This is a genomic window from Sphingobium sp. 22B (genome assembly GCF_001580035.1).
Taxonomy (GTDB): Bacteria; Pseudomonadota; Alphaproteobacteria; order Sphingomonadales; family Sphingomonadaceae; genus Sphingobium; species Sphingobium fuliginis.
In genome coordinates this window covers 196,291-219,737 of the sequence record NZ_LTAB01000006.1, presented here as the reverse complement: position 1 = coordinate 219,737, position 23,447 = coordinate 196,291, and the positions used below count along the sequence as shown (strand labels likewise).

General features: G+C 66.6%; 22 protein-coding genes. 15 read left to right on the top strand and 7 right to left on the bottom strand.

Features of this window, described 5'->3' with window-relative positions; genetic code table 11:
• The first annotated feature begins 2 nt into the window (after positions 1-2).
• The 8 genes from A0J57_RS08305 to pcaD all read left to right on the top strand — a co-directional run bounded on the left by A0J57_RS08305 (position 3) and on the right by pcaD (position 6,097).
• Entirely contained in the window at positions 3-218 is a 216-nt protein-coding gene (locus A0J57_RS08305; RefSeq protein ID WP_025548496.1) for a hypothetical protein, read from the top strand.
• An 87-nt stretch (positions 219-305) separates the two neighbouring features.
• The gene (locus A0J57_RS08300) at positions 306-1,475 is read left to right on the top strand and encodes a muconate/chloromuconate family cycloisomerase (RefSeq protein ID WP_048575204.1); all 1,170 of its coding nucleotides are present in this window, start codon (positions 306-308) and stop codon (positions 1,473-1,475) included.
• A 4-nt stretch (positions 1,476-1,479) separates the two neighbouring features.
• Positions 1,480-1,770 carry a muconolactone Delta-isomerase gene (catC, locus tag A0J57_RS08295; protein WP_061937027.1) on the top strand — a complete coding sequence of 97 codons (291 nt, stop codon included), beginning with the start codon at positions 1,480-1,482 and terminating at the stop codon, positions 1,768-1,770.
• 25 nt (positions 1,771-1,795) lie between these two features.
• Positions 1,796-2,686, top strand: a complete 891-nt coding sequence (locus tag A0J57_RS08290; RefSeq protein ID WP_061937024.1) for a dioxygenase — start codon at positions 1,796-1,798, stop codon at positions 2,684-2,686.
• Positions 2,687-2,701: 15 nt separating this feature from the next.
• Entirely contained in the window at positions 2,702-3,457 is a 756-nt protein-coding gene (locus A0J57_RS08285; RefSeq protein WP_061937022.1) for a CoA transferase subunit A, read from the top strand.
• Positions 3,457-4,113 carry a 3-oxoacid CoA-transferase subunit B gene (locus A0J57_RS08280; RefSeq protein WP_048575202.1) on the top strand — a complete coding sequence of 219 codons (657 nt, stop codon included), beginning with the start codon at positions 3,457-3,459 and terminating at the stop codon, positions 4,111-4,113. Before A0J57_RS08285 ends, A0J57_RS08280 begins: the two co-directional genes overlap by 1 nt.
• On the top strand, positions 4,110-5,312 hold the full coding sequence (gene pcaF, locus A0J57_RS08275; protein ID WP_061937019.1) for a 3-oxoadipyl-CoA thiolase: 1,203 nt from the start codon (positions 4,110-4,112) through the stop codon (positions 5,310-5,312). Before A0J57_RS08280 ends, pcaF begins: the two co-directional genes overlap by 4 nt.
• Complete coding sequence (gene pcaD / locus A0J57_RS08270; protein WP_173664369.1) at positions 5,312-6,097, top strand: 3-oxoadipate enol-lactonase; 786 nt, start codon at positions 5,312-5,314, stop codon at positions 6,095-6,097. The genes pcaF and pcaD overlap by 1 nt, the downstream gene beginning before the upstream one ends.
• 51 nt (positions 6,098-6,148) lie before the next feature.
• On the opposite strand, the gene A0J57_RS08265 is transcribed toward pcaD, so the two are convergent.
• Positions 6,149-6,448: a hypothetical protein gene (locus A0J57_RS08265; RefSeq protein WP_158298527.1), complete on the bottom strand. Its 300-nt coding sequence runs from the start codon at positions 6,446-6,448 to the stop codon at positions 6,149-6,151.
• 210 nt (positions 6,449-6,658) lie between these two features.
• Between A0J57_RS08265 and A0J57_RS08260 the strand changes: the two genes are divergently transcribed.
• The gene (locus tag A0J57_RS08260; protein WP_229742681.1) at positions 6,659-7,291 is read left to right on the top strand and encodes a class I SAM-dependent methyltransferase; all 633 of its coding nucleotides are present in this window, start codon (positions 6,659-6,661) and stop codon (positions 7,289-7,291) included.
• A gap of 76 nt (positions 7,292-7,367) precedes the next feature.
• Here the strand turns inward: A0J57_RS08260 and A0J57_RS08255 are convergent, their stop codons facing one another.
• The 3 genes from A0J57_RS08255 to cysD form a co-directional block, all read right to left on the bottom strand.
• Positions 7,368-8,117, bottom strand: coding sequence for a 3'(2'),5'-bisphosphate nucleotidase CysQ (locus A0J57_RS08255; RefSeq protein ID WP_061937016.1), 750 nt, complete (start codon positions 8,115-8,117; stop codon positions 7,368-7,370).
• Between the two features lie 2 nt (positions 8,118-8,119).
• Entirely contained in the window at positions 8,120-10,048 is a 1,929-nt protein-coding gene (gene cysN, locus A0J57_RS08250) for a sulfate adenylyltransferase subunit CysN (protein ID WP_061937013.1), read from the bottom strand.
• Positions 10,049-10,181: 133 nt separating this feature from the next.
• A complete protein-coding gene (gene cysD / locus A0J57_RS08245; protein ID WP_076605782.1) occupies positions 10,182-11,117 on the bottom strand; it encodes a sulfate adenylyltransferase subunit CysD in 936 nt (311 codons plus the stop codon).
• A 60-nt stretch (positions 11,118-11,177) separates the two neighbouring features.
• On the opposite strand from cysD, the gene A0J57_RS08240 reads away from it, so the two are divergent.
• The gene (locus A0J57_RS08240; RefSeq protein ID WP_235600817.1) at positions 11,178-12,269 is read left to right on the top strand and encodes a helix-turn-helix transcriptional regulator; all 1,092 of its coding nucleotides are present in this window, start codon (positions 11,178-11,180) and stop codon (positions 12,267-12,269) included.
• 72 nt (positions 12,270-12,341) lie between these two features.
• Here A0J57_RS08240 and A0J57_RS08235 read toward each other — a convergent pair whose 3' ends face one another.
• The 3 genes from A0J57_RS08235 to A0J57_RS08225 form a co-directional block, all read right to left on the bottom strand.
• Positions 12,342-12,554 (bottom strand): hypothetical protein, encoded by a 213-nt coding sequence (locus A0J57_RS08235; protein WP_061937003.1) that lies wholly within the window; start codon positions 12,552-12,554, stop codon positions 12,342-12,344.
• Entirely contained in the window at positions 12,544-13,851 is a 1,308-nt protein-coding gene (gene hemN, locus A0J57_RS08230) for an oxygen-independent coproporphyrinogen III oxidase (RefSeq protein WP_061937180.1), read from the bottom strand. The genes A0J57_RS08235 and hemN overlap by 11 nt, the downstream gene beginning before the upstream one ends.
• Before the next feature lie 474 nt (positions 13,852-14,325).
• Positions 14,326-17,052 (bottom strand): TonB-dependent receptor, encoded by a 2,727-nt coding sequence (locus A0J57_RS08225; protein ID WP_025548516.1) that lies wholly within the window; start codon positions 17,050-17,052, stop codon positions 14,326-14,328.
• A gap of 230 nt (positions 17,053-17,282) precedes the next feature.
• Between A0J57_RS08225 and A0J57_RS08220 the strand changes: the two genes are divergently transcribed.
• Genes A0J57_RS08220 through A0J57_RS08200 form a run of 5 tightly spaced genes read left to right on the top strand, consistent with a single transcriptional unit; the run spans position 17,283 to position 23,443 of the window.
• Entirely contained in the window at positions 17,283-19,073 is a 1,791-nt protein-coding gene (locus tag A0J57_RS08220) for an IlvD/Edd family dehydratase (RefSeq protein ID WP_061937000.1), read from the top strand.
• A complete protein-coding gene (locus tag A0J57_RS08215; RefSeq protein WP_061936997.1) occupies positions 19,073-19,924 on the top strand; it encodes an SMP-30/gluconolactonase/LRE family protein in 852 nt (283 codons plus the stop codon). Before A0J57_RS08220 ends, A0J57_RS08215 begins: the two co-directional genes overlap by 1 nt.
• A 19-nt stretch (positions 19,925-19,943) precedes the next feature.
• Complete coding sequence (locus A0J57_RS08210; protein WP_061936994.1) at positions 19,944-21,080, top strand: aldose epimerase family protein; 1,137 nt, start codon at positions 19,944-19,946, stop codon at positions 21,078-21,080.
• A 12-nt stretch (positions 21,081-21,092) separates the two neighbouring features.
• On the top strand, positions 21,093-22,226 hold the full coding sequence (locus A0J57_RS08205) for a cellulase family glycosylhydrolase (protein ID WP_025550078.1): 1,134 nt from the start codon (positions 21,093-21,095) through the stop codon (positions 22,224-22,226).
• A 38-nt stretch (positions 22,227-22,264) separates the two neighbouring features.
• On the top strand, positions 22,265-23,443 hold the full coding sequence (locus A0J57_RS08200; RefSeq protein WP_061936991.1) for an SGNH/GDSL hydrolase family protein: 1,179 nt from the start codon (positions 22,265-22,267) through the stop codon (positions 23,441-23,443).
• Positions 23,444-23,447: the final 4 nt, after the last annotated feature.

The following is a 23,447-nucleotide window of genomic DNA, read 5'->3' as shown; positions in this document are numbered from 1 at the left end:
CCATGAGCGGGGCGAAAATGCCGGGATCGGTCGTCATCGGCCGCGATGTCGTGGACCGCATGCTGCATCTGGAGACCGGCCGGACCGACGAGGCGCTGAACGCGCGGTTCGGCATCAGCTATAATAGCTGGCGCAAGATCATTGCGGGGCGGCCGGTCCGGTCGTCCATGGCCGCCCGGCTGGTACGGCGCGTCGAGAGCATCGAGCCGGGTGTCTGATACCTTGCCGGTATGAAATCGAACCGAAACGGCATTTTCCCTTGCCGATCGGCCTTTCTATCTGTTCTGGACTGCAACGGAGAATTCATGGCGTCCTCCATCACCATCGATAGCGTCGAGGCCTTCATACTCGACGTGCCGACCATCCGGCCGCATGTGCTGTCGGTCGCGACGATGCGGTCGCAGGCGATGGTCATCGTCCGGCTGGTCTGTTCCGACGGGGTGGAGGGGATAGGCGAGGGAACGACCATTGGCGGCCTCAGCTATGGCGCGGAAAGTCCGGAGGGCATCAAGCTGGCCGTCGACACCTATTTCGCGCCGGTCCTGACCGGGGCGGACGCGACGCGCCCGGCCGCGATCATGGCCCGGCTGCGCAGGGAGATCGCCGCCAATCATTTCGCCAGGAACGCGGTGGAGACGGCGCTGCTCGATGCGCAGGGCAAGCGGCTGGGCGTGCCGGTCAGCGAATTGCTGGGCGGGCGGGTGCGCGACCGGTTGCCGGTGCTCTGGACGCTGGCCAGCGGCGATACGGCGCGCGACATAGAGGAGGCGGAGGCGATGCTGGCGTCGCGCCGCCACGACGCCTTCAAGCTCAAGATCGGGAAGCGCCCGCTGGAGGCCGATGTCGCGCATGTGGCGGCGATCAAGAAGGCGCTGGGCGACCGGGCCAGCGTGCGGGTCGACGTGAACCAGGCGTGGAGCGAGGTGACGGCCAAGCGCGGGCTGGCGATGCTGGCCGATGCGGGCGTCGACCTGGTGGAGCAGCCGATCAGGGCGAGCAGCCTTTCGGGCATGGCGCGGCTGACCGCGATGGGCCGCCTGGCGGTGATGGCGGACGAGGCGCTGTACGGGCCGGAGACGGGCTTTGCCTATGCCGCCGCCGGGGCCGCCGACGTGTTCGCGATCAAGATCGCGCAGGCCGGGGGGCTGACGGCCGCCAGGGGGCTGGCGGCCATTGCCGAAGCGGCGGGCGTGGCGCTCTATGGCGGCACCATGCTGGAGGGGGGCGTGGGGACGGTCGCGTCGGCGCAGTTGTTCGCGACCTTCGCCGATCTCGCCTTCGGGACGGAGCTGTTCGGGCCGCTGCTGCTGACCGAGGAGGTGCTGGCGCAGCCGCTGGACTATTCGGACTACAGCCTTGCCGTGCCGGACGGGCCGGGCCTTGGCATCGCGCTGAACCCCGACGCGGTCGCCGCCTTCCGCCGCGACGCGCCCGCGCGCACCACCGTCCTTCTTTCCGGGCAGGCGAAGGGATAGGCCGATGCTGTTTCACGTAACCATGGATGTCCATGTTCCGCACGGTTGCGACCCGGCGCGCTTCGAGCAGTTGAAGGCCGCGGAAAAGGCGCGTTTCCAGCAGTTGCAGCGCGACGGGACATGGCGGCACATCTGGCGGGTGGTGGGCCAGTACAGCAATGTCAGCATCTTCGATGTGGAGGACAATGCGCAGCTCCACGACCTGCTGACCAGCCTGCCGCTCTATCCCTTCATGGAGGTGAAGGTGACGGCGCTGTGCCGCCATCCTTCCTCGCTCCACGACGACGATCGCTGATATTCAAACTTCCGGAGAGGTGAACATGACCGAAGATTTCGTGAACGGCGCAGCGGTCCAGGCCCTGCTCGACCGGGCCAGCGGCCTCGATGCCGAAGGCGGCGACGGGCGGCTGAAGGCCATCGTCCGCGAGCTGGCCGAAGCGGTGATGAGGACCATCGTCCGCCATGATGTGAGCGAAAGCGAATTCTGGGCCGCGATCCAGTATTTCCAGGAAGGCGCCGCCGAATTCGGCCTGATCGTGCCGGGCGTGGGGCTGGAGCATTTCATGGACCTGCTGATGGACGCCCGGGATGCCGAGGCGGGCAGGACCGGGGGGACGCCGCGCACCATCGAAGGGCCGCTCTATGTCGCGGGCGCGCCGCTGGTGGAGGGGGACGTCAACCTGAGCGACGATCCCGACGATACCGGCACGCTGTACATGAGCGGCGTGATCAGGGGGCCCGGGGGGGAGCCTGTCGAGGGTGCGATCCTGCACGTCTGGCACGCCAATTCGCAGGGCTGGTATTCGCATTTCGACCCGACCGGCGAGCAGACGCCCTTCAACAACCGCCGCCGCATCCGGATCGGCAGCGACGGGCGCTACAGCTTCCATTCGAAGATGCCCAACGGCTATAGCGTGCCGCCCGGCGGGGCGACCGACCGGCTGATGCGGGCGCTGGGCCGCCATGGCAACCGCCCGGCCCATGTGCATTTCTTCGTCGAGGCGCCCGGCTATCGCACGCTGACGACGCAGATCAACTTCGGGGACGATCCGTTCGCGGCGGACGATTTCGCCTTCGCCACGCGGGAAGGCCTGCTGCCCGTGCCGAACCGGCAGGGCGATGCCGCCACCATCGTCTTCGATTTCGAGCTGCAGAAGGCCGGCGCTTCCACCGAGGAGGGTTTTTCGTTACGGGCCCGCGCAGCGGTTTGAGCAAGAGGCTTTTCCATGCAGAAGATTGTCGATAGTCCGAGGCGCGCGCTGGAAGGCCTGTTGTTCGACGGCATGACGATCATGTCGGGCGGGTTCGGGCTTTCGGGCAATCCCGAAAGCCTGATCCCCGAGATTCGGGCATCGGGCGTGAAGGACCTCACCATCATCTCCAACAATGCGGGGGCCGACGGGTTCGGGCTGTGGATGCTGCTGGAGAGCCGCCAGGTGCGCAAGATGATCTCCTCCTATGTGGGGGAGAACAGGCTGTTCGAGAGCCAGTATCTTTCGGGAGAACTGGAGCTGGAGCTGAACCCCCAGGGCACGCTGGCCGAGCGCATCCGGGCGGGCGGCGCAGGCATCCCGGCCTTCTACACCAAGACGGGCGTGGGCACGATGGTGGCGGAGGGCAAGCCGGTCGAGACCTTCGAGGGGGAGGAATATGTGCGGGAGACCTGGCTGCGCGCCGACCTTTCCATCATCAAGGCGTGGCGCGCGGACCCCGCGGGCAACCTGATGTTCCGCAAGACGGCGCGCAACTTCAACCCGAACATGGCGACGGCCGGCAGGGTCACGGTGGCGGAGGTGGAGGAGATCGTGCCCGAGGGCAGTTTCGACCCCGACTGCATCCATACGCCCGGCATCTATGTCGACCGCATCGTGCTGAGCACCATCAACGAGAAGCGGATCGAGAAGCTGACGACGCGTCCGCGTGAGACCGGGGGCGCGCGTGAGACCGGGGAGGCGCGCGAGACCGTGGGAGGGGCGGCCTGATGCCCTGGACCCGCGACGAGATGGCGGCCCGCGCCGCGAAGGAACTGCGCGACGGTTATTATGTGAACCTGGGCATCGGCATTCCGACGCTGGTGGCGAACCATGTGCCCCGGGGGGTGAACGTCACGCTGCAGAGCGAGAACGGCATGCTGGGCATCGGCCCCTTCCCCCATGAGGGTGAGGCGGACCCGGACCTGATCAACGCCGGCAAGCAGACGATCACCGCGCTGCCGACCAGCAGCTTCTTCTCCTCCGCGGACAGTTTCGCGATGATCCGGGGCGGGCATATCGACATGGCCGTGCTGGGCGCGATGGAGGTGGCGGCGAACGGCGACCTCGCCAACTGGACCATCCCCGGCAAGATGGTGAAGGGCATGGGCGGCGCGATGGACCTGGTCGCGGGCGTCAAGCGCGTGGTCGTGGTGATGGACCACAGGTCGAAGGACGGCAGCCCGAAGATATTGGAGCGCTGCACCCTGCCGCTGACCGGCAGGGGCGTGGTCGACCTGATCGTCACCGATCTGGGCGTGATCGCGGTGGACCGCAGGGCAGGCGGGCTGAGGCTGGTCGAAACGGCGCCGGGCGTCACCGTGCAGGAGATCGCGGCGGGCACCGGCGCGCCGATCGACGTCGCCGGCGTGACCGCCGCCGCATGAGCGAGGCCTTCCTCTGCGATGCGGTGCGCACCCCCATCGGCCGCTATGGCGGAAGCCTGGCGGGCGTCCGCGCCGACGATCTCGCCGCCATCCCGTTGCGCGCGCTGATCGAACGGAGCGGCGTCGATCCCGCCGCCGTCGACGACGTGATCCTGGGCTGCGCCAACCAGGCGGGGGAGGACAACCGCAATGTCGCGCGCATGGCCGCGCTGCTCGCGGCGTTGCCCGACAGCGTCGGCGGATCGACCGTCAACCGGCTCTGCGCGTCCGGACTGGACGCCGTGGGCTCCGCCGCGCGGGCCATCCGCGCGGGCGACGCCGAACTGATGATCGCGGGCGGGGTGGAGAGCATGAGCCGCGCCCCCTTCGTCATGCCCAAGCCCGAGAGCGCCTATTCGCGCAGCAATGCGATCCATGACACCACCATCGGCTGGCGCTTCGTCAATCCCCGGATGAAGGCGCTCTACGGCGTCGATTCCATGCCTGAGACGGGCGAGAATGTGGCGGCCGATTTCGGCATATCGCGCGCCGATCAGGACGCCTTCGCCCTGCGCAGCCAGCAGGCGGCCGCCGCTGCGCAGGCATCGGGCTATTTCGCCGAGGAGATCGTGCCGGTCGCCGTCGCGGACCGCAAGGGTCGCGAAACCATGGTCGACGCGGACGAACATCCCCGCCCGGACACGACGATGGGGATGCTGGCGGCGCTGAAGCCGGTGGTGCGGCCGGACGGCACGGTGACGGCGGGCAATGCATCGGGAGTCAATGACGGCGCGGCGGCGATGATCGTCGCCAGCGAGGCGGCGGCGAAGACCCATGGACTGACGCCCCGCGCCCGCATCCTGGGCATGGCGAGCGCCGGCGTGCCGCCGCGCGTCATGGGCATCGGGCCGGTGCCGGCCACGCGGAAGCTGATGGCGCGGCTGGGCCTGTCCATCGACCGGTTCGACGCCGTCGAACTGAACGAGGCATTCGCCAGCCAGAGCCTGGCGGTGTTGCGCGGACTGGGCTTTGCCGACGACGACCCGCGCGTCAACGCCCATGGCGGGGCGATCGCCCTGGGCCATCCGCTGGGCATGTCGGGCGCGCGCATCGCGATGACGCTGGTGCATCGTCTGGAGCGGACGGGCGGCAGGCTGGGCCTAGCGACGCTGTGCATCGGCGTCGGCCAGGGGCTGGCGCTGGCGGTGGAGCGGGTCTGATGGAGAAGCGGTTCGTCACGACCGGCGACGGATGCCGCATCGCATGGCGGATGGACGGACCGGAGGATGCGCCCGTCCTGCTGCTGTCCAATTCGCTGGGCACCGGGCTGGAGATGTGGACGCCGCAGATGGCGGCGTGGACGCGGGCCTTCCGCGTGCTGCGCTACGACCAGCGCGGCCATGGCGCGTCGGATGCGCCGGCGGGCGGCTATTCCATCGACCGGCTGGGGCGGGACGCGATCGAGCTGCTCGATGCTTTGCGGATCGACGCGGTGGATTTTTGCGGCCTGTCGCTGGGCGGGATGGTCGGGCAATGGCTGGGCATAAGGGAGCCGCGCAGGCTGCGGCGGCTGGTGCTGGCCAACACGTCGAGCTTCATGGGGCCGCCCGCCGCCTGGGACGCGCGGATCGCGCTGGTGCGCGAGCGGGGCATGGCGCCGTTGGCGGAGGCTTCGGTCGAGCGCTGGTTCACCGCGGCCTTCGCCGCGCGCGGCGGGGACGCCATCGCGCCCGTCGCCGCGATGCTGCAGGCGACCGATCCGCAGGGCTATGCCGGCTGCTGCGCGGCGATCCGCGACATGGACATGCGGCGGACGGTGGCGCTGATCGAGGCGCCGACGCTCGTGATCGGGGGCACGCAGGACCCGGCCACCCCGCCGCCGCACAGCGAGGCGCTGGGCCGGTCGATAGCGGGGGCGCGGCTGACGATGCTGGAGGCGGCGCATCTCGCCAATGTCGAGCAGCCCCAGGCCTTTGCAGAGGCGGTGACGGCGTTTCTTGGCTGAGCCGAAGTCCGTCCTGCGTGGACGGCGCCCTGCTTCACCGAGGGGTCGGTCCTAACGACTGGTCAGGCGGCGGCGGTTCTTGCCCACGGCCTTGCGATAATGGGCGGTGGAAGCGTGCATGACGGAAAGCGGCGTCGTGCCGAGCGCGCCGGTCATCGCCTTCCACTGCAGCAGGGCGGCGGCTTCGATCTTCTCCGCCACCATCTTCTGCGCCTCCAGCGCCGCCGCCGGATTGCCGGCCAGCAGCCGGGGCAGGCGAAGGCCGATCACCATCGCCGCCTCCAGGCCGAGGCTCCAATAGCCCAGTGCCACGCTCATCGGGTCCACCTGCCGCATGTCGATTGTCTCCATTGCCTTCCGGCGATGACGCCCGAGTCCTTAAAGTCGATCCCTGCGATAGCGCAATGGTGCGCGCTGTCACCCTTCTTCCGCCGGGCGGCGGCCGGTTCCTGATCCATGTAAGGCGGTTTTCGAGGAACCCGCCTCCGATCCCATGGGTTTTCCGGGCAAGCTTCGATGCGCGGGCATTGCGGCATCACAGGACGGGAGAGTGAAGCAATCGTGGCGACATCGTTCGAAGACAGGGTGGCGCGGGGCGCATGGGGCGCCGCCGAGGGCCGCGGTCCGGAATATCTGGCTCTCGCCTTTCGGGAGTTCTTCAGGAATCCGATGGCGGTCGGCTCCGCCTTTCCCGCTTCGCGCTATCTGGTCGAGCGCATGCTGTCCCCCATCGACTGGGGCCGGATGGATTGCGTGGTCGAATATGGGCCGGGCACGGGCATTTTCACCCGCGCGCTGCTGGACCGGCTGCCGGGCCATGCGCGGTTGCTGGCCATCGACACCAGCGCGGGCTTCATCGATCATCTGCGCGAGGCGACGCCCGACAGGCGGCTGATCGCCGTTACCGGTTCCGCCGATGCCGTGCGCGCCATCATGGCCGATCATGGGCTGGACGAGGCGGATTGCATCCTGTCGGGCCTGCCCTTCTCCACTCTGGCGCCGGACCGGGCGGAGCGGCTGATGGAGGCGAGCGCGCGGGCGCTGGCGCCGGATGGACGGTTCCTCGCCTATCAGATGCGGAAGGCCGTGCAGCCCCTGCTGGAGCGGCGGTTCGAGACGGTTGAGACGGGTTTCGAATGGCGCAATGTGCCGCCATGCCATCTTTACTGGGCGGCGCGTCCGTTCCGGGGATAACGGGCGGGACACCCGCCTGCAGGAGAGGGGGAATTCCGGCCCCCTCCCGCCATTTCGTCCTTTTGCGGCGGGAACTTCAGTTGCCGGTGGGGGCCAGATCGGCGATCAGATCCAGCACCTGGCGCGCATGGTCCTTCCGGCAGATGAGCAGGTCCGGCAGATAGACGTCCTCCCGGTTGTAGAGGAGCGGCGATCCGTCGAGGCGGCTGCAATGGAGGCCATGGGCGAGGGCGACGGCGACCGGGGCGCAGCTGTCCCATTCATATTGGCCGCCCGAATGGAGATAGATGTCGGCCTGTCCCAGGATCACCGCCATCGCCTTTGCGCCCGCGCTGCCCATGGGGACGAGTTCGGCGTCCAGCCTTTCCGCGACGGCGACCGCTTCGGCGGCGGGGCGGGTGCGGCTGATCACCATGCGCAGCTTTTCCGGTGCGGGCGGAATGGGGCGGGGCTGGTCGGTGCGCAGCACGATGCCGCCGTCGAGGCCGGGCAGCGCCACCGCGCCCACCGTCGCCGCGCCGTCCACCGACAGGCCGACATGCACCGCCCAGTCGGCGCGTTCCTCCCCATATTCGCGCGTGCCGTCGACCGGATCGACGATCCAGACGCGCGACTTGCCAAGGCGGGAGCCGTCGCACTTCATCTCCTCCGACAGCAGGCCGTCCTCCGGGCGCTGTTCGCGCAGGGCATGGACCAGGAACTGGTTGGCGGTCTGGTCGCCCGCCTTGCCCAGCGCCCCGGCGCTGAACAGGCCGCTGTCGCGCACCGTGAGCAGCAGGCGCCCCGCAATGTCGGCCAGATGGGCGGCGAGATCGGCGTCGGTCATGCTCATGGGATCAGCCTCGCGATGATGGCTTCGGCCGCTTCTTCGGCGGTCATGGCGGTGGTGTCGACCCGGATTTCCGGATCTTCGGGCGCTTCATAGGGGCTGTCGATGCCGGTGAAATTCTTGAGCTCGCCGGACCGCGCCTTGCGGTAGAGGCCCTTGACGTCGCGCGCCTCTGCATCGGCGAGGGGGGTGTCGATATGCACTTCGATGAACTCGCCCGGCTTCATCATCTGGCGCACCATCTCGCGTTCGGCGCGGAAGGGCGAGATGAAGGCGGTGATGACGATCAGGCCGGCGTCGGTCATCAGCTTCGCCACCTCGCCCACGCGGCGGATATTCTCCACCCGGTCGGCGTCGGTGAAGCCCAGATCCTTGTTCAGCCCATGGCGCACATTGTCGCCGTCGAGCAGGAAGGTGTGGCGGTTCATCCGCGCCAGCTTCTTTTCGACAAGGTTGGCGATGGTCGACTTGCCCGCGCCGGAAAGCCCGGTGAACCACAGCACGGCGGGCTTCTGGTTTTTGAGGCCCGCATGGAATTCGCGGGTGACGTCGGTCGCCTGCCAATGGACATTCTGCGCGCGGCGCAGCGAGAAGTGCAGCATCCCCGCCGCCACGGTGGCGTTGGTGATCTTGTCGATCAGGATGAAGCCGCCCAGCACCTTGTTGGGGCTTGTGCGGTTCGTCTCATAGGGTTCGAACACGATCTGGCGGTCGGTCGACAGGTTGGCGACGCCGATCGCGTTCAGCTCCAGCGTCTTGGCCGCCAAATGCTCCATCGTGTTGACGTTGACCTGATATTTGGGCTGCTGGATCGTGGCGGTGACGGTCTGCGTGCCGATCTTCAGCCAATAGGGGCGGCCGGGCAGCATTTCCTCATCCGCCATCCAGACGATGGTCGCCTCGAACTGGTCGGCGGCCTGTGGCGGATTGTCGGACGCGGCGATCACGTCGCCGCGCGAGCAGTCGACCTCATCGGCGAAGCAGAGCGTGACGGACTGGCCGGCGACCGCTTCGTCCAGGTCGCTATCCAGCGTCACGATGCGGCTGACGGTGCTGGTCTTGCCCGACGGCAGGACGCGGATGGCGTCGCCCTTGCGCACCGTGCCGGTGGCGATCTGGCCGGAAAAGCCGCGGAAATCGAGATTGGGGCGGTTGACCCACTGCACCGCCATGCGGAACGGCTTGAGCTGGTCGGAGACCTGATCGACCTCGACCGTTTCCAGATGCTCGATCAGCGCGGGCCCCTTGTACCAGGGGGTGTTTGCCGACGGGCCGGTGATATTGTCGCCCTTGAAGCCGGAAATGGGCATGGCCGTGAAGGCCTTGATGCCGATGCTATGGGCGAAATCGGTATAATCCTTGACGATGCCGTCATAGACCGCCTGATCGTAATCGACCAGGTCCATCTTGTTGATGGCGAGGACGATGTTCCTGATGCCGATCAGATGCGCCAGATAGCTGTGGCGGCGGGTCTGGGTCAGCACGCCCTTGCGCGCGTCGATCAGGATGACGGCAAGGTCGGCGGTGGACGCGCCCGTCACCATGTTGCGGGTGTACTGCTCATGGCCGGGCGTGTCCGCGACGATGAACTTGCGCTTTTCGGTGGCGAAGAAGCGATAGGCGACGTCGATGGTGATGCCCTGTTCCCGCTCTGCGGCGAGGCCGTCGACGAGGAGGGCGAAGTCGATCTCCTGCCCCTGGGTGCCGACGCGCTTGCTGTCCGCTTCGAGGGCGGCGAGCTGATCCTCGAAGATCATCTTGCTGTCATAGAGCAGGCGGCCGATCAGCGTCGACTTGCCGTCGTCCACCGACCCGCAGGTGATGAAGCGCAGCATCGTCTTGTGCTGGTGCACCTCCAGATACTGGTCGATGTCCTCCGCGATGAGGGCGTCGGTCTTGTAGATGGGTTCGTCGAGCGTGTCGGTCATGTCATCTGTCCCGTCATGCCAGCGGAGGCTGGCATCTGGTTGATCTGGGTCGAAGGGTCGGTCTGCGAGAGGGTCTGCCATGGGGCCTGAGATCCCAGCGTTCGCTGGGATGACGGCTTGGGGTGGCGGCTCGTCAAAAATACCCCTCCTGCTTCTTCTTCTCCATGCCCGCGCCGCCCGCGTCCTTGTCGATGGCGCGGCCCTGCCGTTCCGATGTGGTGGTCAGCAGCGTTTCCTGGATGACCTCCGGCAAGGTCTTCGCCTCGCTCTCGACCGCGCCGGTCAGCGGATAGCAGCCCAGCGTGCGGAAGCGGATGGAGCGCATCACCGGCTCCTCGCCCGGCTTCAGCGGGAAGCGTTCGTCATCGACCATCAGCAGCATACCGTCGCGCTCCACCGTCGGGCGTTCCTCCGCGAAATAGAGCGGCACGATGGGGACGTCGTTCAGGTGGATATATTGCCAGATGTCCAGCTCGGTCCAGTTGCTGATCGGGAAGACGCGGATGCTCTCGCCCTTGTTCTTGCGGGCGTTGTAGAGGTTCCACAGTTCCGGCCGCTGGTTCTTGGGGTCCCAGCCGTGCGAGGCCGTGCGGAAGGAGAAGATGCGTTCCTTCGCCCGGCTCTTTTCCTCGTCGCGGCGGGCGCCGCCGAAGGCCGCGTCGAAGCCGTAGAGGTTGAGCGCCTGCTTCAGCCCCTCCGTCTTCCACATGTCGGTGTGCAGCGGGCCGTGGTCGAACGGGTTGATGCCGCGTTCCTGCGCTTCGGGATTTTGATAGACGAGCAGTTCCATGCCCGATTCCCGCGCCATCCGGTCGCGCAGATCGTACATCGCCCTGAATTTCCAGGTGGTGTCGACGTGCAGCAGCGGGAAGGGCGGCGGCGAGGGGTAGAAGGCCTTGCGCGCCAGATGCAGCATCACGGCCGAGTCCTTGCCCACGCTGTACAGCATCACCGGCTTTTCGGCCTCCGCCACCACTTCGCGCAGGATGTGGATGCTTTCCGCCTCCAGACGCTCCAGATGCGTCAGCCTTTTCGAATCGATCATGTTCACCGCCTTGTTTCGTGACAGCCTGATGGCAGAAGTGGCGAAGCTCTGGACCTCCCATATGGGAGGATATACATATTAGCCATGCGACTGGACGACGGCGGATTATTGGCGGCTCTCCATGAGGGTATGTTCGAGCAACCCCTTTGGCACGGGTTCCTCGACAGGCTGCGCGCGCGGTCGGGGGGGGCCGCCTATGCCAGCCTGGCCTTCCGCCCGGTGGATGAGGAGCGGATCGTCGAACTCTATGCCGGGCCGCCGACACCGCTGCATCTCGACCGGCTGTTCAACCAGAAATATGGGCGCGATCCGTTGCCCTATCGGCGGATGCGGGAGGCGCGGGTCTATACGCTGGACGAACTGCTCGATCCGGGCGACAGGGTGCAGCAAGGCTATCGCGCCGAGTTTCTGGAGCCGCTGGGCATCACCAACATGCGTTCGGTCCGCGTCACCGAGCCGAGCGGCATGGACGCCTGGCTGAGCTGCGCGGGGGGGCGGGAAGTGGGGTCGGGCGTCGGCGCGCTGCTGACCGCGCTGGTGCCGCATCTGCGCATCGCATTGCGCAGCTTCGTCGCGTTCGAGCGGGAGAAGTTCCGTTCCTCGGTCAATTCGGAGGCGTTCGGGCGGCTCAATTTCGGCTGGCTGACGTTGGACGCCCAGTGCCGCATCGTCGACATGACGCCGCATCTGGAGCAGCTTTTCCAGCGGTCGCGGCTGTTGCGCCGGGGGCGTTATGACCGGCTGACGCCGGCTTCCCCGGCGGTCGACCGGGAACTGACCGCCTTGGTCAAGAGCTTCGCGGCGGATCGGGATGCGCGGCCGAGGGCGATCAATCTGAGCCGCGATCCGTTGATGGACATGCTGGTGCGGCCGATCCAGGACCGGTCGCTGTCCGCCCAGTCGGCGCCCGTCGCCATCGCCTATATCAGCGGGGACCGCTGGTCGCAGGCGGACCGGTGCGACCAGCTGGTCGACCTGTTCGGCCTGTCGCCCAGCGAGGCGCGGCTGGCCTGGGCCATCGCGCAGGGCATGTCGATCAGCGAGGCGGCCGCCGATCTGGGGCTGACGGTGGAGACGGCGCGGAATTATTCGAAGAAGATCTACGCCAAGACCGGAGCGCGGGGACAGGCGGAACTGGTGCGCTATATTCTGACGAGCGTGCTGGCTTTGGCCTGAATTTGTTCGGCTTTGGCTGGCGATTGCCATTGAGCGGTCCGTGCTCCTGCCTTCGGGAGCATGGAATCCGCTTTATTGGCGGGTTTCGCGGATTTTCTTCCGGTCGCAGGGGATGACATGACAGGGGGCGTTCTTGTCGTCCGGGGTGGCGGGCTTGCGCTGCCAGGGGGGCGTCCAGCCCGGCGGCGCGGAGCCGCAATACCAGGGGTTCGGCATGGCGGCGGCGGGCGCATGGACTGTCGTCAGCGGGATGACGGCCAGCAGGGCCAGCGCGCTAGACCGCATGGCTGAACCGCTTTTCCGCCGGTTCCAGCCAGGCGTCGAAGCAGGCGGCGATGCTGCGCGCATAGGGCAGCGCGTCCCGCGTCAGCGCCACCCGGCCCTCGCTGATGCGGACAAGGCCCAGTTTTTCGAAGCGGCTGAAATCGGGCATGGGATGGGCGGTGCCGACATGCGCCTCGCCTTGGCAGAGCAGGGCTTCGATGATGCGGCCGCGGCGGCGGTCCTCCGGCGTGCGCGGCGTGCCGCGGGTGGCGGATAATTGGCCCGCATCGGCCAGCTCGCGCCAGGGACCGGCCTGTTTCTCATTCTGGACGATGAGGTCGGGGAACTGGCTGATCGCGCTGGCGCCCAGACCCAGCAAGATCTCCGCCGGATCGTCGGTGAAGCCCTGGAAATTGCGGCGCAGTCGGCCGTCGCGGGCGGCGCGGGCCATGCCGTCTTCGGGCAGGGCGAAATGGTCGAAGCCGATGGGTACATAGCCCGCGCCGGTCAGCGTCTCATGGCCCTGCGCCGCCATGGCGAAGCGGGTGGCGAGATCGGGCAGGTCGCTGGCGTCGATGCGGCGCTGGCGGGGCAGCAGCCGGGGCATATGGGCATAGCCGAACAGGGCGATGCGGGCGGGCCGCAGGGCGATGGCGGCCTCCAGCGTGGCGGCGAGGTCATCCGGCGTCTGGCCGGGCAGGCCGTACATCAGGTCGAAACCCGTCGCGATGCCGGCGGCGCGAAGCCGGTCGACGGCGCGCTCCACCATGTCGAGCGGCTGGATGCGGCCGATCCGCGCCTGGACATGGGGGGTGAAGGTCTGGACGCCGAGATTCGCCCGGTCGACGCCCATGGCGGCCATGGTCGCGATCCATGGCCCATCGAGCCGGCGGGGATCGAGTTCGACCGACAGTTCGGCATGATGCGCATCGAAGCAGAGCAGCAATTGCTGGAGCAGCCGGACGAAATCGACCAGCGGCAGGCTGTTGGGGCTGCCGCCGCCGAAGGCGATGCGCTGCACCCGGCCCTTGCCGTTCAGCCGCCCGGCGACCGTGGCAATCTCCCGCTCCAGCGATTCGACATAGGCGGTGAGGCGCTGGACGCGGTTCGCCGCGCCCGTGTTGCAGCCGCAATACCAGCATATGTCGTGGCAATAGGGGATGTGGACGTAGAGGGAGAGGGCGTCGTTCCTTTCCACCCCGTCCAGCCGGGCGGCAAGCTCCGCCGCGCCGACATCGCCGCTGAACTGCGCGGCGGTGGGATAGCTGGTGTAGCGCGGCACGGGCCGGGCGAGCAGGTCGGGATGGTAGGTCCACATCATTTCCACTCAGGAACGCGCCGAATGTCCTGCCGAAAGCCACGGATTTCCGCAGCTTCGGCTTGTGGCCGCGCTCTGTTCGCCAGCGCAGGGGATTTCGCGGCGCGATGCGCGATGAACATGGCGATAGCTCCGTCGAAGAGATCTCTGACGCTTCAGCTGGTGTCGGTCACAAGCGTTGAAACCCATGTAGCCCAATGATCGCCAGCGCGTCTTGATGTGTCTCAAAATCAACGGCGATACTTTGGGAAGCCTCCGTTTATGGACGGTGCGCGGCGGTCGGCATCAGGCAGGGCAGGGACGGAGGTCTACCTGACTATCGATCGGCGAATTCCACGGCAAAGGTGGACGGTGAAGTTGCGGCGCATGATCTGAAAAAAAGGGCGGAACGGCCATCGCCGTCCCGCCCGATCCGCCGGGGGCATTGGAGGGGTAGGGCGGCGTGCAGTCCGCCCCGCCCCCGGAAGGGTGGCGTCAATATTTCACGCGGACGCTCGCACCGTAGAACTTGTCATCGATGCGGATGTCGTGCGGGAAGGCCGGCGAGTCGAAATAGCTGTAATATTTGCCGCCGTTCACGTTCACGCCGTCCACCGTCACGGTGATGTTCGGCGTCACGTCATAGCCGACCGAGAAGTCGAGGCGGCCATTGGATTTGACCTTGTTGAACTGGCTGTCGTAATCCGGGCTGGTAAGGGTGCCGGCGCCGAACAGCGACTCGTTGTAACCCGAGCGCCATGTATAGACGACGCGCGCGGTGATGCCGTACTTTTCGTAGAGCGCACCGGCGGTGTAGCTATATTTGGAGACGCCGAGCAGTTCCTTGCCTTCCAGCGGATCGCCGGGGGTCGTCACCTCGCTGTCAGCGAGGGTGAAGGTGCCCATCACGCCCAGGCCATCGAAACCTTCCGGCAGGAAGTCGAAGAAGGCCTGACCCGCGACTTCGATGCCCTTGAGCTTGGAGGACCCGAGGTTGCGCGGCTGGGTGATCAGGTAGGTCTGGCCGTTGATGACCTGCACCGAGTTGGAGGGCGCGACGCGATCCTTCAGCTTGCGGTAATAGCCGGCGACCGAGACATAGCTTGACCGGCCGAAATAATATTCGGCGGTGACGTCGAAATTGTCGGACATCTGCGCCTTGAGGTCCGGGTTGCCGCCCGAACCGGCCAGCCTGACGTTCGGGTTGCCACCGGGAGCCGCCAGCGACAGGCCGGGGTTGAGGTCGCCAAAGGTCGGCCGCGCGACGGTCTTGGCGTAGCTCGCGCGGAACTGCAGGTTCGGCGTGGCGCGGAAGCGGATGCTGGCGTTCGGAAGGGCGTAGAAGTCACGGGTGCCCCGGCTGATCGGATTGAACAGGTCGGTATTGTTCGGACCCGCGCCGATCACGCGCGAGGTGCCGTCCAGCGTGCGCTTGGTGTCGACCAGGCGAACGCCGACCAGGCCGTCGATCAACGAGGACCCGCCGAGGTCGATCTGATACTTGCCCTGAATGTAGGCCGCCCAGGTCTTCTCGGCCGCTTCATAGTTGCGCGTGGGGTCCCAGGCGGGATCGCCGGCGGGGGCGCCATAGAGTGCGCGCAGGTCATCCGTGTTGCTGAGCAGATAGTCCGGGTTCGGCGTGTACCAGTGGGCCCCGTTGTTGATGTACGGGATCGAGTCCGGTGAAAGCACCATGAAGTCCGACGGCAGGCCCACCGAGGAGACCAGCGTGGCGCGGTTCGCCCCAGGGAAGTTCGGACCGCCCGCAACCGCGCGGAACGTTCCGGTGCGGTCGGAATAGCGCAGGCCGACCTGGAACTGGCGCAGGAAATTGCTTTCGATGTCGAAGGCCGAGTCGAGCTTGAACGCATATTGGCGGCTGTTCGACTTGCTCAGATCCTGGAACAGCGAGTTCGCGAAGACGAAGCCGTCAGGATTGCCGAGCGGATCGCCCTGCATGACGGTGGTGCCGTGGCCGCCGTCATTGACGATGATGTCCACCGACGCGCCATGCTTGGCGGTGTCGACGATGATCGTGCGGTTCGCGTTCTTCGACTGGATGTAGCTGCCGTCGAAGACCAGATGCACCGTGTCGCTGTCCCATTTGAGACCGCCGCCGAACACATATTGGTCGGTGCGCTGCTTCTTCGCCTGGGTGCTGGTGAGCACGTCCACGCCGTTGAACGTGGCCGACTTGCCAATGCAAAGATTTTCGATCCGGTTATTGGGGTTTTCTGCATCGGTCGTTGGAAAGCCTCCGGAATCGACCAGCCCGGAAAAGCAGTCATTGCCTGCAACCGCATTGGTGATCGAACTGCCCGCAAACAGGTCCGAGAAGATGAAGTTCGTCGCGAAGGTCGAGCGATAGCCGGTGTAGAGGCCATCGAGATAGAATTGCAGTTCCGGCGTGATCTGCCACTGGAAGGCGGCGTTGACCTGCGGGCGGGTGTTGTGGCCGGTATCGGTCAGGCCGCCGACGCAGGTGGGCAGGACGATGTTCGCGGCGCCCGCCGGGCCATGGTTGCTCGACCGCGGATCGCAGTTGAAGGAGATCGGGCGGCTGAAATTGTTGCGCCCATAGGAAACATCGACCAGCAGGCCCATTTCGCCGTCGCCCGCATCCCAGCGGTTCGAGACGAGAAGACCGCCGGTATAGCTGGTCTCGCCGGAAATGTCGCCGCGATAGACGCGGCCGTTGGCGGCGACCGTGAAGCCCTTGCTGAAATTGAAGGGCTTCTGCAGCTTCATGTCGATGACGCCCGCGACGCCGCCTTCGATCAGATTGGCGGAGTTCGACTTGTAGACGTCGATGCCGCCGATCGCTTCGGCGGGCAGGTCCTGGAACGAGAAGCCACGGCCGACGCCGGTGAAGATCTCCCGCCCGTCCAGCGTGGTCAATATGTCCCCGATGCCGCGAATGATCGGATTCTGGATTTCGTTGTTGAAGCCGTTCTGCACCTGCACGCCCGCGATGCGCTGAAGCGCGGAGGCGACCGAGGTGTCGGGCAGCTTGCCGATGTCCTCCGCCACGATCGAGTCGACGACGAGGTCGGAATTCCTCTTCACATTGCGCGCGGCTTCAAGGCTGGCGCGTTGGCCGGTGACGATGATGTCGGCGCTATCGTCGGCCGGCGCGGCCGCGTCCTGCGCATGGGCCGGTATGCCGGCGAAGATCGCCAGTGCGGAAGACGTCCAGATAAGTGAGCGGGCGATACGGTTCATGGTCCTCCCCTTCGAACAGCAGCTCGGCCCTGTGTTGGGCCTTGGTGGGGCTCATAACCCTCGCGGTCTGATCGGACAAGACATATTTGTAGGATAAATAGGTTGCCTGTATGAAAAGCCGATGGTAGCGGCATCCTTAACATTCCCGAGAGATGCTGCTTTGCGTGGCGAGCGGCCGAATCGGATAAAATGGATGGGAGGCGAACATTTCTTCTGCTGATGAGGGCAAGATCGAACCGGCCCTGAAGCTGCGCTCCCGCGCATGGTTCGATGATCCCAGCCATCCTGACATGACGGCGCTCTATCTGGAGCGCTATCTGAACTACGGCCTTTCGATCGAGGAGATGCAGTCGGGCCGACCGATCATCGGCATCGCCCAGTCGGGCAGCGATCTGGTGCCGTGCAACCGCCATCATCTGGTCCTTGCGGAACGGATCAAGGCGGGCATCCGGGACGCGGGCGGCATCCCGATCGAATTTCCCAGCCATCCGTTGCAGGAAACCGGCAAGCGGCCGACGGCGGGCCTTGACCGCAACCTGGCCTATATCAGCCTGGTCGAGCTGCTCTACGGCTATCCGCTGGACGGCGTGGTGCTGACCATTGGCTGCGACAAGACCACGCCCTCCGCGCTGATGGCGGCGGCGACGGTGAACATTCCCGCGATCGCGCTGTCGGTCGGTCCGATGCTCAACGGCTGGCATGAGGGGAAGCGCACCGGCGCGGGCACCATCATCTGGAAAGCGCGCGAGATGCTGGCGAAGGGGGAGCTGGACTATCAGGGCTTCCTGAAGCTGGTCGCATCGGGTTCGCCATCGACCGGCTATTGCAACACGATGGGCACGGCGACGACGATGAACTCGCTGGCCGAAGCGCTGGGCATGTCGCTGCCCGGATCGGCGGCGATCCCCGCGCCCTATCGCGACCGGCAGGAATGCGCCTGGGAGACGGGACGCGCCATCGTCGAGATGGTGAAGGCCGACCGCAAGCCCTCCGACATCCTCACCCGCCCGGCTTTCCTGAATGCGATCCGGGTGAATTCGGCCATCGGCGGCTCGACCAACGCGCCGATCCACCTCAACGCCATCGCCCGCCATGTCGGCGTCGAACTGACGCTGGAGGATTGGGAGGCGCAGGGGGCGGACGTGCCGCTGCTGGTCAATCTCCAGCCCGCCGGCGAATATCTGGGCGAGGATTATTACCGCGCGGGCGGCGTGCCCGCCGTGATGGGCGAATTGTTCAAGGCGGGCCTGATCGACGGCGATGCTCTGACCGCCAATGGCCGCACCATCGCGGAGAATCTGGCGGGCGCGAAAATCCATGACGAGGATGTGATCCGGCCGTTCGGGCGCCCGCTGAAGCAGGCGGCCGGGCTGACCGTGCTCAGCGGCAATCTGTTCGAGGGCGCCGTGATGAAGCTGTCGGTGATCTCCGAGGAGTTCCGCAGCCGCTATCTTTCCGATCCCGAGCATCCCGACAGGTTCGAGGGCCGGGTGGTCGTGTTCGACGGACCGGAGGATTATCACCGGCGCATCGACGATCCGGACCTTGGCATTGACGAAAATTGCATCCTCGTCATCCGCGGGGCTGGGCCGGTCGGCTATCCGGGCGGCGCGGAAGTGGTGAACATGCGTCCGCCCACAGCGCTGATCCGCGCCGGAATCCACGCCTTGCCCTGCATCGGCGACGGGCGGCAGTCCGGCACGTCGGGCAGCCCCTCCATCCTCAACGCCTCGCCGGAGGCGGCGGTGGGCGGGGGCCTCGCGCTGCTGCGCACGGGGGACCGGGTGCGCATCGACCTCAAGAACCGCAGCGCGGACATGCTGGTCGATGATGCGGAGATCGCCCGTCGCCGCGAGGAACTTGCGGAGATCGAACGCGCCGTCACGCCCGAATCGCAGACGCCCTGGCAGGAAATCCAGCGCAGCCTGGTGGGCCAGTTCGCGACCGGCGCGATCCTGGAAGGTTCCGAAAAATATCAGCGCATCGCCCAGACGCGCGGATTGCCGAGAGACAGCCACTGATGGATCACGTGCGCGTCATCGCCCGCGACCGCGTGGATATTCTGGGCGAGGGGCTGTTCTGGTCGGTCCGCGATGGCGCGCTGCTGTGGACGGATATATTGGGCAAGCGGATCAACCGCCTGACGCCGGCCACGGGGCAGGTCGAGAGCTGGGAAGCGCCGGACGTCGTCGGCTGGATCATCGGACGGGCCAGCGGCGGCTTCGTGGCCGGGATCGGCCGTTCGGTCGCCAGCGTGTCGCTCGATCCCTTTTCCTGCGAGACGCTGGCGACGATCCCCGGCGAGCCGGAGGCCAATCGCGTCAACGACGCCGCCGCCGATGCGCAGGGCCGCCTTTGGCTGGGCACCATGCCCTTCGCCTGCGATGGGCCGACAGGGGCTTTCCACCGCTTCGCGAAGGGCGCGTTCAGTCCCGCCGACGCCACGCCCTATACGATTCCCAACGGTCCTGCGATCGATCCCGAAGGGCGCTTCCTGCTCCACACCGACAGCGCGATGGGCGTGATCTTCCGCTATCCGCTGGAGGATGGCCTGCTTGGCAAGCGCGAACCGTTCATCAGCTTCGAGGCGGGCAGGGGCGCGCCGGACGGGATGACCTTCGATGCCGAGGGGTATCTCTGGGTCGCGTGCTGGGGCGCCTCCTGCGTCACCCGCTTCGCGCCGGACGGTACGCCGGTCCGCCGCATCGCGCTGCCCGCGAGCCAGATCAGCAATTGCGTGTTCGGCGGCCCGGACCTCGACCGGATCTATGTCACGAGCGCCGCCGATGGCGTCGAGGAAGCGCAGGGCGGCGCGCTGTTCGAGATCGATCCGGGTTGCCGCGGGCTGGCCCCGTTCCTGTATCAAGACTGAAGTTTCGAGAGGAGAGACGATGCTGAGGACCATGACCGCCGTCGCCCTGCTGGGCGCGGTGTCGACTTCCGCTTTGGCGGCCGAGGCCCGGCGCGAGACCTTCGGCCGGATGCCGGACGGCACGGCGGTAGAGGCGGTGACGCTCACCAACGCCAAGGGCATGTCGGTGCGCGTGATGACGCTGGGCGCGTCGATCCAGTCGGTGATGATGCCGGGCCGCGACGGCAAGGCCGTGGACATCGCGGTCGGCTATGACAGCCTGGAAGGCTATGCGAAGGACGGCCAGTTCTTCGGCGCGACGGTGGGCCGGGTCGCCAACCGCATCGCCAAGGGCCGGTTCAGCCTCGACGGCAAGGCCTATGCGGTCCCGGTCAACAACGGCCCCAATTCGTTGCATGGCGGGACGAAGGGCTTCGACAAGGTCGTCTGGACCATCCGCGAGGTGAAGCAGGGCCGGAAATCCGGTGGATCGGCCAGTGTCACCATGCGTTATGTCAGCCCCGACGGCGATCAGGGCTATCCCGGCACGCTGACCACCGACGCGACCTACACGCTGGATGAGCAGGGCAATCTGACGATCAGCTATACCGCGACGACCGACAGGCCGACCGTGGTCAACATTTCCAACCATGCCTATTGGAACCTCGCAGGGCCGGGCCGCACGGCGATGGATCATGTGCTGACCATTCCGGCGGATCGCTTCACGCCCACCGACGCGACCTCCATTCCGCTCGGCCAGCACCGCAGCGTCGCGGGCACCGTGTTCGATTTCCGCCAGCCCAGCCCGGTCGGCGCGCGGGTGCGCGAAGGCGGCGACGAGCAGATCCGCTACGGGCGCGGTTATGACCATAATTGGGTCGTCGGAAACGCCGTCACCAAAGACCAGCATCTGATGGCCCGCGTCACCGAACCGGCGTCCGGCCGCGGCTTCGAACTCTGGTCGAACCAGCCGGGCCTGCAATTTTATTCGGGCAATTTCATGGACGGCACGATCGTCGGCAAGGGCGGGCAGATCTACCGCGAGGGCGACTCGCTGGTGTTCGAGCCGCAGCTTTTCCCGGATAGCCCGAACCAGCCGCAATTTCCGTCGGTCCGCCTCGATCCGGGCAAGACCTACCGGAATGTCATGACCTACAAATTCTTCGTCGCACAATAGAGGGGACTGTTCGTGAAAGCTCTCACCACCTGCCTGCTGGCCTCCGTCGCCGCGCTGACCGCCATGCCCGCCGATGCGCGCCCGCAATGGACGCCTGTGGAAGCCAAGGCGTGGTATGCCAAGCAGCCCTGGCTGGTCGGTTCCAACTATGCGCCCGCCAACGCCATCAACCAACTTGAGATGTGGCAGGCGGAGACATGGGACCCGGTGCGCATCGATCACGAACTGGGCCTTGCGGAGGGCATCGGCATGAACACGATGCGCGTGTTCCTGCACGATCAGCTCTGGCAGCAGGATGCCGAGGGTTTCAGGAAGCGCATCGACCAGTTTCTGACGATCGCGGCGAAGCACAGGATCAAGCCGCTGTTCGTGCTGTTCGACAGTTGCTGGGACCCCAATCCGGTGCTGGGGCCGCAGCGCCCGCCCATCCCCGGCGTCCATAATTCCGGCTGGGTCCAGAGCCCCGGCCTGCCCGCGCTGCGCGACCCCGCGCAGGAACCGCGCCTGAAGGCCTATGTGCAGGGCGTCGTCGGCGCCTTTGCCAAGGACGACCGTGTGCTTGGCTGGGATCTGTGGAACGAGCCCGACAATGGCGCCGACCAGTATAAGGGCCAGGAAGGCAAGCAACCCCTGGTCCTGGCGCTGCTCACCAAAGTCTATGGCTGGGCGCGCGACGTGGACCCGACGCAGCCGCTCACCTCGGGCGTGTGGCAGCATGACGACTGGAAGACCGAAAGCGCGTTGACGCCGATGGAGAAGCTGCAACTCGGTCAGTCGGACGTGATCTCCTTCCACGACTATAACTGGCCGGAGAAATTCCAGGACCGCGTGAACCAGCTCAAGGTCTATGGCCGCCCGATCCTGTGCACCGAATATATGGCGCGGGGCAATGGCTCGACCTTCGACGGATCGCTGCCGATCGGCAAGCGCGAGAATGTGGCGATGATGAACTGGGGCTTCGTCGACGGCAGGACGCAGACCCGCCTGCCCTGGGATAGCTGGAAAAAACCCTATACGCAGGATGAGCCGACCATCTGGTTCCATGAGGTCTTCCGCAACGACGGCACGCCCTATCGCCAGGCCGAAACCGACCTGATACGTTCGCTGGCCAAGGCGCCCAAGGGCGTGGTGCCCGCGAAGAAATAAGCCGGTCAGCCGGTCAGCCGGTTCGAGGAGAGAGCTGCATGCGCACCGTCCCGCTAGTGGCCGCTCTCTGCGGTCTTGCGCTGTCCGTTCCCGCCCATGCCGCGTCGGTGTGGGCAGGGGCATGGGGCTATGCTCCGGCCGACAGCGATGCCCGCGAGCCCGAACAGCCGCCCGGCACCTATCGGTACCGGGTAAGGCTGACGCAGGCGGGCGACGCCTTGCAGCTCAGTTTCAGCAATGCGGAAGGGGACAGGCCGCTGGCGATCGCGGCGGTCGGCATTGCCGATCCTTCGGCCGCCACCGGCACGGAGATCGGCGCCCATCCGCTCCGCCCGCTCACTTTCTCAGGCCAGTCGGGGATCGCGCTGCCCGAAGGACATACGGTCGTCAGCGATCCGCTGGCCGCGCCGTTCCGTGTCGGGCAGGACGTGATCGTCAGCGTCACCTTCATGACGCCGACGCGGCCGGCGCGCACCAATCTGGGGCTGGAGATGGCGTTCGCGCCCGCCGGGGCCGAGCCGCTATTCACGCCGATCAAGGTGCGATCCTATCTCTCGCTCGCGTCGGTGCGGGCAAAGCGGGCGCCCTGCACCGTGGTCGCCTTCGGGGATTCGATCACCGACGGCTTCCTTGGCCTTTCGCCGCAGACCCGCGGCTGGCCGGGTCGTCTGGCCGAGCGTCTGGCGGCGCTGCCCTCTGCCCGGCGCTGCGGCGTCGTCAACATGGGCATCAGTGGCAACCGCGTGCTGCGCTGGGGCCGGGCGACCTCCGCGCTCGACCGCTTCTGGCGCGACGTGGCGAGCGTGCCCAACGTCACCCATGTAATCTTCCTGGAGGGCATAAACGACATCGGCGCGGGCAAGGACAGCGGTCCGGAGGCGACGGCGCCCGACCAGCTCGTCCAGGGCTATCGCCAGTTCGTGGCGCGGGCCCATGCGCTGGGCATCAGGGTGATCGGCGGGACCATGACGCCCGCGCTTCATGCGGGCTATATGTCGCCCGCCAAGGAGCGGACGCGGCAGGCGGTGAACGCCGCGATCCGGACCGGGGCGATTTTCGACGATGTCGTCGATTTCGACGCGGCGGTGCGCGATCCGGCCTCGCCCGCCGACCTGCGGCCCGACTATGATCCGGGCGACCACCTCCACCCCAATGACGCGGGTCTGCGCGCCATGGGGGATGCGGTGGATCTTTCGGCGCTCCGCCCGGCAAACTGATCCG

Coding starts and splice junctions, on each gene's coding strand:
- A0J57_RS08305 (WP_025548496.1), top strand. CDS start 3: ATGAGCGGGGCGAAAATGCCGGGATCGGTCGTCATCGGCCGCGATGTC.
- A0J57_RS08300 (WP_048575204.1), top strand. CDS start 306: ATGGCGTCCTCCATCACCATCGATAGCGTCGAGGCCTTCATACTCGAC.
- catC (WP_061937027.1), top strand. CDS start 1,480: ATGCTGTTTCACGTAACCATGGATGTCCATGTTCCGCACGGTTGCGAC.
- A0J57_RS08290 (WP_061937024.1), top strand. CDS start 1,796: ATGACCGAAGATTTCGTGAACGGCGCAGCGGTCCAGGCCCTGCTCGAC.
- A0J57_RS08285 (WP_061937022.1), top strand. CDS start 2,702: ATGCAGAAGATTGTCGATAGTCCGAGGCGCGCGCTGGAAGGCCTGTTG.
- A0J57_RS08280 (WP_048575202.1), top strand. CDS start 3,457: ATGCCCTGGACCCGCGACGAGATGGCGGCCCGCGCCGCGAAGGAACTG.
- pcaF (WP_061937019.1), top strand. CDS start 4,110: ATGAGCGAGGCCTTCCTCTGCGATGCGGTGCGCACCCCCATCGGCCGC.
- pcaD (WP_173664369.1), top strand. CDS start 5,312: ATGGAGAAGCGGTTCGTCACGACCGGCGACGGATGCCGCATCGCATGG.
- A0J57_RS08265 (WP_158298527.1), bottom strand. CDS start 6,448: ATGGAGACAATCGACATGCGGCAGGTGGACCCGATGAGCGTGGCACTG.
- A0J57_RS08255 (WP_061937016.1), bottom strand. CDS start 8,117: ATGACCGACGCCGATCTCGCCGCCCATCTGGCCGACATTGCGGGGCGC.
- cysN (WP_061937013.1), bottom strand. CDS start 10,048: ATGACCGACACGCTCGACGAACCCATCTACAAGACCGACGCCCTCATC.
- A0J57_RS08240 (WP_235600817.1), top strand. CDS start 11,178: ATGCGACTGGACGACGGCGGATTATTGGCGGCTCTCCATGAGGGTATG.
- A0J57_RS08235 (WP_061937003.1), bottom strand. CDS start 12,554: ATGCGGTCTAGCGCGCTGGCCCTGCTGGCCGTCATCCCGCTGACGACA.
- hemN (WP_061937180.1), bottom strand. CDS start 13,851: ATGTGGACCTACCATCCCGACCTGCTCGCCCGGCCCGTGCCGCGCTAC.
- A0J57_RS08225 (WP_025548516.1), bottom strand. CDS start 17,052: ATGAACCGTATCGCCCGCTCACTTATCTGGACGTCTTCCGCACTGGCG.
- A0J57_RS08215 (WP_061936997.1), top strand. CDS start 19,073: ATGGATCACGTGCGCGTCATCGCCCGCGACCGCGTGGATATTCTGGGC.
- A0J57_RS08210 (WP_061936994.1), top strand. CDS start 19,944: ATGCTGAGGACCATGACCGCCGTCGCCCTGCTGGGCGCGGTGTCGACT.
- A0J57_RS08200 (WP_061936991.1), top strand. CDS start 22,265: ATGCGCACCGTCCCGCTAGTGGCCGCTCTCTGCGGTCTTGCGCTGTCC.